Origin of the sequence: Streptomyces sp. ISL-94 (assembly GCF_018614075.1) — a bacterium.
Classification (GTDB): domain Bacteria; phylum Actinomycetota; class Actinomycetes; order Streptomycetales; family Streptomycetaceae; genus Streptomyces.
This window is the reverse complement of sequence record NZ_JAGGOZ010000085.1, coordinates 42,147-50,650: the sequence shown is the minus strand read 5'-3', so window position 1 is coordinate 50,650 and position 8,504 is coordinate 42,147. Positions and strand designations below refer to the sequence as shown.

At 74.3% G+C, this 8,504-nt stretch carries 8 protein-coding genes and 1 pseudogene; 4 read left to right on the top strand and 5 right to left on the bottom strand.

What is annotated here, in order from left to right; translation table 11 throughout:
- Both J7E94_RS35490 and J7E94_RS25315 read right to left on the bottom strand, forming a co-directional pair.
- A pseudogene (locus J7E94_RS35490) lies at window positions 1–813 on the bottom strand (hypothetical protein); the annotation flags it as partial.
- Entirely contained in the window at window positions 767–1,492 is a 726-nt protein-coding gene (locus J7E94_RS25315; RefSeq protein ID WP_215019096.1) for a hypothetical protein, read from the bottom strand. The gene J7E94_RS25315 and the pseudogene J7E94_RS35490, both read right to left, overlap by 47 nt.
- A gap of 246 nt (window positions 1,493–1,738) precedes the next feature.
- Here J7E94_RS25315 and J7E94_RS25310 point away from each other — a divergent pair, with 246 nt between their 5' ends.
- Both J7E94_RS25310 and J7E94_RS25305 read left to right on the top strand, forming a co-directional pair.
- The gene (locus tag J7E94_RS25310) at window positions 1,739–2,716 is read left to right on the top strand and encodes a helix-turn-helix domain-containing protein (RefSeq protein ID WP_215019095.1); all 978 of its coding nucleotides are present in this window, start codon (window positions 1,739–1,741) and stop codon (window positions 2,714–2,716) included.
- A gap of 24 nt (window positions 2,717–2,740) precedes the next feature.
- Window positions 2,741–3,226 (top strand): DUF456 domain-containing protein, encoded by a 486-nt coding sequence (locus tag J7E94_RS25305; RefSeq protein WP_215019094.1) that lies wholly within the window; start codon window positions 2,741–2,743, stop codon window positions 3,224–3,226.
- A gap of 545 nt (window positions 3,227–3,771) precedes the next feature.
- Here J7E94_RS25305 and rsgA read toward each other — a convergent pair.
- Window positions 3,772–4,881 carry a ribosome small subunit-dependent GTPase A gene (rsgA, locus tag J7E94_RS25300; protein WP_251057200.1) on the bottom strand — a complete coding sequence of 370 codons (1,110 nt, stop codon included), beginning with the start codon at window positions 4,879–4,881 and terminating at the stop codon, window positions 3,772–3,774.
- Window positions 4,882–5,230: 349 nt separating this feature from the next.
- Here rsgA and J7E94_RS25295 point away from each other — a divergent pair, with 349 nt between their 5' ends.
- Together J7E94_RS25295 and J7E94_RS25290 are read left to right on the top strand one after the other, a co-directional pair.
- The gene (locus J7E94_RS25295; RefSeq protein WP_215019093.1) at window positions 5,231–5,662 is read left to right on the top strand and encodes a VOC family protein; all 432 of its coding nucleotides are present in this window, start codon (window positions 5,231–5,233) and stop codon (window positions 5,660–5,662) included.
- Window positions 5,663–5,980: 318 nt separating this feature from the next.
- Entirely contained in the window at window positions 5,981–6,238 is a 258-nt protein-coding gene (locus tag J7E94_RS25290) for a hypothetical protein (protein ID WP_215019092.1), read from the top strand.
- Between the two features lie 235 nt (window positions 6,239–6,473).
- On the opposite strand, the gene J7E94_RS25285 is transcribed toward J7E94_RS25290, so the two are convergent.
- Both J7E94_RS25285 and J7E94_RS25280 read right to left on the bottom strand, forming a co-directional pair.
- Window positions 6,474–7,130: a response regulator transcription factor gene (locus tag J7E94_RS25285; RefSeq protein WP_215019091.1), complete on the bottom strand. Its 657-nt coding sequence runs from the start codon at window positions 7,128–7,130 to the stop codon at window positions 6,474–6,476.
- Window positions 7,118–8,377 (bottom strand): sensor histidine kinase, encoded by a 1,260-nt coding sequence (locus J7E94_RS25280; protein ID WP_215019090.1) that lies wholly within the window; start codon window positions 8,375–8,377, stop codon window positions 7,118–7,120. Before J7E94_RS25280 ends, J7E94_RS25285 begins: the two co-directional genes overlap by 13 nt.
- Window positions 8,378–8,504 lie beyond the last annotated feature (127 nt).

The window sequence follows — 8,504 nt, the reverse complement described above, 5'->3', positions numbered from 1 at the left end:
CGGCCGGGGCGGGGGCGGAGGCGGGGGCGGAGGGGGAGGCGGAGGCGGCGCCGACTCCGGACGGCCGGCGTCCGCCACCGGCGGCCGGCCGGGCACGGCGGAATCCCGGGTCGGCGCCGGATCGGCAGGCCGGGCCGGCACAGGCGTGGCCGGGGGGAGCGGCGGGGCGGACGGCGGTTCGGGGCGGGGGTTCGGGAAGGCGGCCCGCGACGGCTCCGGCGGCCATGCGGGCGGCAGCGGCGGCACGGCCGGTTCCGGCGGCGCGGCGGCCGGGTCCGTGGTCAGGACCGACGCAGAGCGGAACCGGTTGTCCAGGGTGTCCCCCGGGTCGGCCTCCGGTCCCGCCTCCGGGTCCTCGTAGAGCTTCTGCCACCAGTCGTCCGCGCCCGCGCCCTGCTGACTCATGCCCTCATTCTGGGCCTCCCGCACGGACCGAAAACGTCGAATGCGCGAAAAAAGTCCACCGGGCCCCCGCCCGGTGGACCCCTTCCGCATGACCCGTACGGATGAGCGGACGTCGTACGTCCGCGCGACCGGCTGGGTGACCGAAGCGCCGTTCGCGTCGGTCAGTTCGACCTTCAGCGACACCGGCCTGCCGCCGGCCCCGGCATGGTCCACGACTGCGGTCCACGTGCCGCCGCGCTCGCTCATCTTCGCCGCCGTCAGTTCGCAGCGGCCCTCCTCGGCCGGGATCTCGAAGACGCCGAACGGGTACCAGCTGTCCCCGATGACCTCGCCGTTGCGCTTGAGCACGGGCCCGCCGACGTCACCGAAGGAGCCCTGCTGCGCGGCGTGGCCGCTGTCGCCCCACATCGCGGGGGCGAAGCCGATCAGGTTGCCCTGCCGCTCCGCGGCGAGGGTCTCCTGGCCCGAGAGGTCCCGCGGCTCGGCCGGGTCGATGACCCCGTCGTACCAACTGGCCGTCGTCTTCTGGCCCTTGTGTAGGTGTGCTGCGCGCTGGCCTGCCGGTGTCGAGGACGGCGACCGTGGTGCCCTTGCCGTCGTAGCCGGCGGCCCAGGCGGCGGGGGCGTCCACCTGCTTCGTGGAACGCTCCAGGTTCGCTTGGACCTTGCCGTCCAGCCCGAGCTTGTCCAGGCCGCCGGACACGGAGCCGTCGTAGACCGCGATCAGGGGGAGCGTTTTGGTGTGGGCGTCGTCGTGGCCCTGCCGGATGAGGCCGGTGACGTTGAAGAGTTCGTGGTCGGCCTTGCCCGCGGCGAGCGCCTGACCGCGCTTCGGGTAGATGTACGGGTCGTTGCCGCCCTGGCGGGTCTGCACGAGCGGCTGCGAGCCGTCCGGCCGCGGCATGGCGGTGGCCGCTGTGCGGCCCGCGGTGTCGGTGGAGACCAGGATCCGGTCTCCGGTGACCAGGGTCACGGTGACGGGCGCGGTGGACTGCTTTCCGGCCGCCCCGCTCCCGACGACGGGTCTCCTGTCCGGCGCTCCGCCGCTCGGCTGTGCCGTGGACGGGCCCACGGCGGAGACGGCCAAGGGGGCCGCGGTGGCCGTTCCCAGTGCCGTACGCGATATCGGCGCATCGCTCTCCGCAGGCGAATTCCGGCCAACTACGGCAATGCATGGCAAAGGTGCCGCGCAACTGGCTTCCGGCCGACGGATGTTGGTGCTGCGGCGGCGTCACCTTGGCAAAGGGGCGGGGGGTGCGGCGATGATGGCCCGGGCGGGTTTGCGCCATGGCCGCTTCCCGCCAGGCGCAGGGCGAAAGGGAGGGTGGACGCGTTGCTGGGTGCGATAGGCCTGGACGAGGGCCAGGAGTCGGCGTACCGGGCCCTGGTGGCGCTGGGGGCGGCGGAGGTGCCCGACCTGGCGCACCGGCTGGCGTTGCCGGTGCCGCAGACGGAACGGGCGCTGCAGCACCTGGAGCGGCAGGGGCTGGCCGCGCAGTCCTCGGCGCGGCCGGGGCGCTGGGTCGCGGCGCCGCCCGGGGTCGCCCTCGGGGCCCTCCTCACCCAGCAGCGGCACGAGCTGGAGCAGGCGGAGCTGGCGGCGGCGCTGCTGGCCGAGGAGTACCGGGCGGAGGCCTCCGAGCCGGCCGTGCACGACCTGGTGGAGGTGGTCACGGGCGCGAGCGCGGTGGCGCACCGCTTCCACCAGCTCCAGCTGGGCGCGGTGGAGGAGGTGTGCGCGCTGGTCAGCGGCCGTCCGCAGGTGGTGGCGGGCCCCGACAACGGGGCGGAGGAACGGGCCTCCGTACGGGGCGTCGACTACCGGGTGGTGATCGAGCGGGAGGTGCTGACCGGGCCGAGCGGCATCCGGGAGGCGTCGACGGCGCTGGCCCGGGGCGAACAGGTGCGGGTGACGGGCGAGGTCCCGACGAAACTGGTGATCGCGGACCGGACCCTCGCCATGGTCCCGCTGACCAAGCGCGGCGCGGAGCCGGCGGCGCTGGTGGTGCACGCGTCGGGGCTGCTGGAATCCCTGATGGGACTGTTCGAGGCGGTGTGGCGGGAGTCGCTGCCGCTGCGGCTGGGCGCGACCGGCGCGCCGGAGGAGTCCGACGGCTGTCCGGACGCCACGGACCTGGAGGTCCTGACCCTGCTGTTGGCGGGGATGACGGACGCGAGCGTGGCGAAGCACCTGGAGCTGGGCCTGCGGACGGTACAGCGCCGGGTGAAGGGGCTGATGGAGCTGTCCGGGGTCACGACGCGGCTCCAGCTGGGCTGGCACGCGTACGAACGGGGCTGGGTGGCCCGATAGCCCCTGGTCGGTCACGCTGGGCAGATGGATCTGCCTCAGCTGCTTCTGGTGGGGCTGGTGCTGCTGCTCGGGGTGGTCGGCGTGCTGGTCCCGGGTGTGCCGGGCACTTTGCTGGTGTGGGCGGGGCTGATGTGGTGGGCGCTGCACGAGCGGTCGGCGGCGGCGTGGGCCCTGCTGGTCGCGGCGACGGCCCTGCTGCTGGTGGTCCAGGTGGTGAAGTGGCAGCTCCCGCCGCGGCGGCTGCGGGGGGTGGGGGTCACCCGCCGGATGGCGGTGTTCGCGGGCGCCGGGGCGGTGCTGGGGTTCGTACTGGTCCCGGTGCTGGGGGCGGTCCCGGGTTTCCTGGGCGGCATCTACCTGTGCGAGCGGCTCCGCCTGGGAACGCACGGGGAGGCGTGGGCTTCGGCGCGGGCGGTGATGCGGGCGGTGGGCACGAGCGTGCTGGTGGAGCTGTTCGCGTGCCTGCTGGTGGTGGGGGCGTGGCTGGGCTCGGTGGCAGCGGGGGTCTGACGCCCCCGACCCCCAGGCGGGGCCCCGAGCGCGCCGGTGCGGCTCACCAACCGGGGCTCCGCCCCGCACCCCGCGCCTCAAACGCCGGCGGGGCTGGTTTTGGGCCGGCATCCGCCGTCAGGTGCGGCTCAAAGACCCTCGGGCCCGACAGGGCTGGCCGGCACCGGCCGTCGGTGCGGCTCAAGGACCAGTGGGCTGCTGCGCCCCACCGGGCGGCACGTCACAGGGCAGCTCATCCAATCCAGCCCCGCCAACGCTTGAGGCGCACCCACCCAGCCCCGCCGGCACATGCGCGACACACCCACCCAGCCCCGCCCGCGCATGAGGCACACCCACCCAGCCCCGCCCGCGCATGAGGCGCACCCACCCAGCCCCGCCGGCGTTTGAGGCGCGGGGGTCCGGGGGCTGGCCCCCGGCAGCGGCGCCGCAGCCGGAACCCGGGCCGGAGCCCCGACCCCCGGCCCCGCCGGCGTTTGCGGCGCGGGGGCTCGGGGGCGGAGCATCCGCTGCGGCGGCGCCGGCGGGGGGACGGGGCCCCGGTCGGGTCAGGCGCGGCCGCCCCGCTTGGCGGCGTAATTGGCCCGGCCCTGCGCCGTCTTCAGCCGCCAGTCCCGCCGAAGGTCGGCCCGCAGCCGCGCATCCGTCTTCGCCACGATCCGCTGGTTCTCCCGCAACAGCTTCCGGTAGCTCTCCAGGCGGCGTTCCGGCAGCATGCCCGCCTCCACCGCCCCCAGCACCGCACACCCCGGCTCCGCCTCGTGCGCGCAGTCGTGGAAGCGGCACCGCTGCGCGTACGCCTCGATCTCCGAGAAGACCTGGCCGACCCCGGCCTCGGCGTCCCAGAGTCCCACCCCCCGCAGCCCCGGGGTGTCGATCAGGACGCCGCCGCCCGGCAGGGCGAGCAGGTTGCGGGTCGTCGTGGTGTGCCGGCCCTTGCCGTCGACCTCGCGGGCCTCCTGGACCTCCATGACCTCGGCCCCGAGCAGCGCGTTGGCCAGCGTGGACTTGCCGGCGCCGGAGATGCCGAGCAGCACGCTCGTACCGCCCCCGAGGACGGCGGCGAGGATGTCCGTGCCCTCCCCGGTGACGGCGGACACGGTGAGGACCTGGACCCCCGGGCCGGCGGTCTCCACGTCCTGGACCAGGTGGCCCAGCGTCGCCGGGTCCGGGACCAGGTCCGCCTTGGTGAGGACGACCAGCGGCTGCGCCCCCGATTCCCACGCCAGGGCCAGGAACCGCTCGATGCGCCCCAGGTCCAGTTCGACGGCGAGGGAGACGGCGATGATCGCGTGGTCGACGTTGGCGGCGAGGATCTGCCCCTCGGACCGCTGGGAGGAGGTGGACCGTACGAAGGCGGTCCGGCGCGGCAGGTACGCCTTCACGTAACGCGGGTTTCCGGACGCCTCCACGGCCGCCCAGTCACCGGTGCAGAGGACCCGGAGCGGGTCGTGCGGGGTGACGAAGGCGGTGTCGGCGCGGACGATGCCGTCCGCGGTCATGACGTCGCACTGACCGCGGTCGACGCGTACGACCCGGCCGGGCACGAGGCCCTGCTCGGCGTACGGGGCGAACTCGGCCGCCCACGCGTCGTCCCACCCGAAGGGGGTGAGGACGTGCGAGAGCGAGGCCTGCGGGAAAGAAGAGGAGTAAGACAAGGGGAACCCTTCACAGGGTGGCCCCGGCAGCACGCGCGCTCGCTCGGCGGCGCGCGGAGAAGTGTGAGGTCAGCCGGAGACCACGGAAGTGACATTGATGGTCTTCTGAGTGCGGGCAGCGCCCTGCGCAACGACAGTCATCAATGAACTCACCTCCTGGTCAGGCACGCGCCGGTGTTCTCCGGCCGATCGGCGGGAACGGATCCACCGTAACAAGGCCCCGCGCGCCGGGGCCAATTGTTTTTTCGGCGAGTCCCGGGAGGACGGGCGTTTCGGCGTGCGCGGCGGCTCCTGCGTGGGCGACCGTGGACCCGCCCCTGGCGTTGTCGCACTCCCGAGGAGACCTGCCGTGAACTGGACGCTCGAAGTCGTTCTGGTCCCTGTCACCGACATGGACCGGGCGAAGGAGTTCTACGCCGACAAGGCCGGCTTCCAGGTCGACCTCGACGACGAGGTCGCCCCCGGCGTCCGCATCATCCAGCTCACCCCGCCCGGCTCGCGGTGTTCGATCGCGCTGGAACACGGCATGCCCGCGGCGCCCGGCACGAAGAAGACGGCCCCGGGCACCCTGCAGGGCCTCCAGCTCTGCGTCACGGACATCGAGGCGGCTCGCGACGAGTTGGTCACCCGAGGCGTGGCCGTCTCCCCGGTCCGCCACCTCGGCACGACGGGCTGGGCGGACGGCAAGGGCGACACCTGGAACTCCTTCCTCACCTTCGAGGACCCGGACGGCAACGGCTGGGTGGTCCAGGAGGCACCGTCGGAACTCTCGGAACGCTGACCTGCTCCGTAGGAGGCCTCGGCGCGGCCGACGGCGGCCCGCAGGTCCAGGGTGCGCGGGGAGGCCGGGTCGTGGAGTGCGGGCGGGGTCTCGCAGCGGCCGCCGGTCGCCTCGCAGGTGACGCGGAAGCGGGTGGCCGCGGGCACGGTGAGCGCCACGCGGCCCGAGCCGGCGCGGGCGGTCACGTGGTCCGGCGGGGTGAGGAAGGCCGCGGCGGCCCGGCCGGAATCGACCCGGATGTCGGCCTCGGCAGAGGTGAGGCCGGTGGCCACCAGGTTGCCGGAACCGACCTTGGCGCGCAGGGCCCCGCGGAGCGCCGTGAGGCTGACCCGGCCGGAGCCGATGTCCGCGTCGACGGTTCCGCCGAGGCCGCTGATGTCGACCTGGCCCGATCCGGCCGTCACCTTCACCGGGATGCCGACGGGCACGGTGACGCCCAGCAGGACCGCGCAGCCGGCCCCCGAGGCCGGCCAACTGCCCATGCCGGGGCAGTGCGGGGTCAGTCTCAGCGTGTCGCCGAGCCAGCTCTCCTCGATCGCGGGCGCCTTCAGCGACCAGCTCATCTCGGCGCGGTAGCCGACCTCCTGGTCCGCGCGCGGGGTGACGGTCACGTTCGCGCCGCCGGCCACGATCTCCAGCGCGGTCACCGGGCGGCCGTCGCTGCCGCCGTTCACGACGCGGCTCCGGGAGGTCGTGTACGACCACGCCTGCCAGGTGGCCGGCGCCACGACCAGGAGGGCGCTCAGGATCGCCGCGGTGATCCACGCCGTACGCTGCCATGCGCGGGCCGGGGCGGCCTGGCCGGTCGGGGTCACGGTGTGCCGTCCAGGAAGCGCAGGACCGCGAGGACCCGGCGGTGGTCTCCGTCCGCCGGCGGTAGGTCGAGCTTGGCGAAGATGCTGTTGATGTGCTTGGCCACCGCGCTCTCGCCCACCACGAGTTCGGCCGCGACCCCGGCGTTGGAGCGGCCCTCGGCCATCAGGGCCAGCACCTCGCGCTCGCGTGGGGTGAGGCGTTCGAGGGGGTCCGGACCGCCACCGCGGCGCAGCAGGAGCTGGGCGACGACCTGCGGGTCGAGCGCGGTGCCCCCGGAGGCGACGCGCCGCAGGGCGTCGATGAAGTCCTCGACGTCGGCGACCCGCTGCTTGAGCAGGTAGCCGATGCCCGAGCCGCTCTGCGCGGCCAGGAGGTCGGCGGCGTACCGCTCCTCGACGTACTGCGAGAGCAGCAACACCGCTGTGCCGGGGCTCTGTTGGCGGATCATCAGGGCCGCCCGCACCCCCTCGTCGGTGAAGCCGGGTGGCATCCGTACGTCCACGAGCGCCAGTTCGGGGCGGTGTTGCTCCACCGCGGCGAGCAGCGCCTCGGCGTCACCCGTCTCGGCGGCCACCTCGAATCCGGCCATTTCGAGGACTTTGACAAGTCCTATGCGCAGCAGGACGGAGTCCTCGGCGATCACAGCCCGCACGGCAGCTCCACAGTGATGACGGTCGGGCCCCCGAGGGGGCTGTCGATCATGATGGTTCCGTCGACCGACCCTACGCGTTTGCGCAGGCCCACCAGCCCGGTGCCGCGCCCCGGGTCGGCTCCGCCCACCCCGTCGTCGGTGACGGTGACGGTCAGGACGTCGCCCCGGCGGCCCGCCGCTCGTGTGATCCGTACCGAACAGTGGTCCGCTTGGGCGTGCTTGGCCACATTGGCCAGGGTTTCCGAGACCACGAAGTAGGCGACGGCCTCCACGGTGGCCCCCGGGCGGGACGCGAGGTCCACGGTCAGCTCGACGGGGAAGGGGGCGCGGGCAGCGATCCCGGAGAGCGCGGCGTCCAGGCCGCGGTCCTCCAGCACGGCCGGATGCAGGCCGCGTACGAGGTTGTTGAGCTCCTCGATGGCCTCCTTCGCCTCCCGGTGGGCCTCGTCGATGACGGCCTTGGCCTCGGGCGGCAGGTCGGGCAGGGTGGCGCGGGCGATGCCGAGGTTCATGGCGAGGGAGACGAGCCGCTGCTGGGCTCCGTCGTGCAAGTCCCGCTCGATCCGGCGGCGTTCGAGGTCTGCGGCGTCGAGCACCCCGGCCCGGCTCTCCGCCAGGTCCTCGACGCGCCGCTCCAGTTCGCGGGCCCGGTTCGGGCCGAGGAGGGCGGCCGCGGCGAAGGCGTCCAGGCGGGTGCAGAGCGCGGCGAGCCAGGGCGCGGCCAGGAGCAGCAGGATGCCGCCGGCGGTGATGAGGTCGTAGTCGGCGGTCCAGCCGGGAGTACGGGTTTGCGCGGGCAGGATCCAGAACCAGCCATAGGCGCTCGCGGCGGCCGCGCCGAGCGCCCAGGCCAGGACCACCAGGGCGCCGGCGACGGCAGCGAGCGGGCTGACGAGGAGGTGGTAGCCGTACTGCCGCCAGGTCGCCTCGGAGCGCACCCGCTCGACCAGCCCGCGCGGGCTCGGCCACGGGCTCTGCCGCACGATCGCCGGCACGTCGAGGCCGAGCAGCGCCCGGAAGCGGCTGCGCTGGAGCAGGGTGAGCAGCGGGGACAGCGCCAGGATCAGCAGCAGCGGGACCACGCTGTGCCCGGGCGCCATCGCCGCGTAGGCGAGGCCCAGGAGGGCGGGGAGGGCCGGCGGGATCGCCGCCACCGTGAAGGCGGTGTGGCGCCAGGCCCACGCCGACCACGGTGCGTGGCCCGCGGTCCAGGTGTACGCACGCCGCAGCGGGCCGGGAGTTGCCATGTCCGTACGGTAATCGCACTGATCAGGGGCCTGCCATCACGCTGGTGCCCGCCCGGGGGTGTACCTGGCACCACCCCCGGTTCGGACCGTGGGGTTACTGATCTCGGCGGCCCGGCGGGCGAGGCTG

Bases quoted from the DNA above. Each gene is read 5' to 3' on its own strand.
- J7E94_RS25280 (WP_215019090.1), bottom strand. From the start codon at position 8,377: ATGGCAACTCCCGGCCCGCTGCGGCGTGCGTACACCTGGACCGCGGGC.
- J7E94_RS25305 (WP_215019094.1), top strand. From the start codon at position 2,741: ATGGATCTGCCTCAGCTGCTTCTGGTGGGGCTGGTGCTGCTGCTCGGG.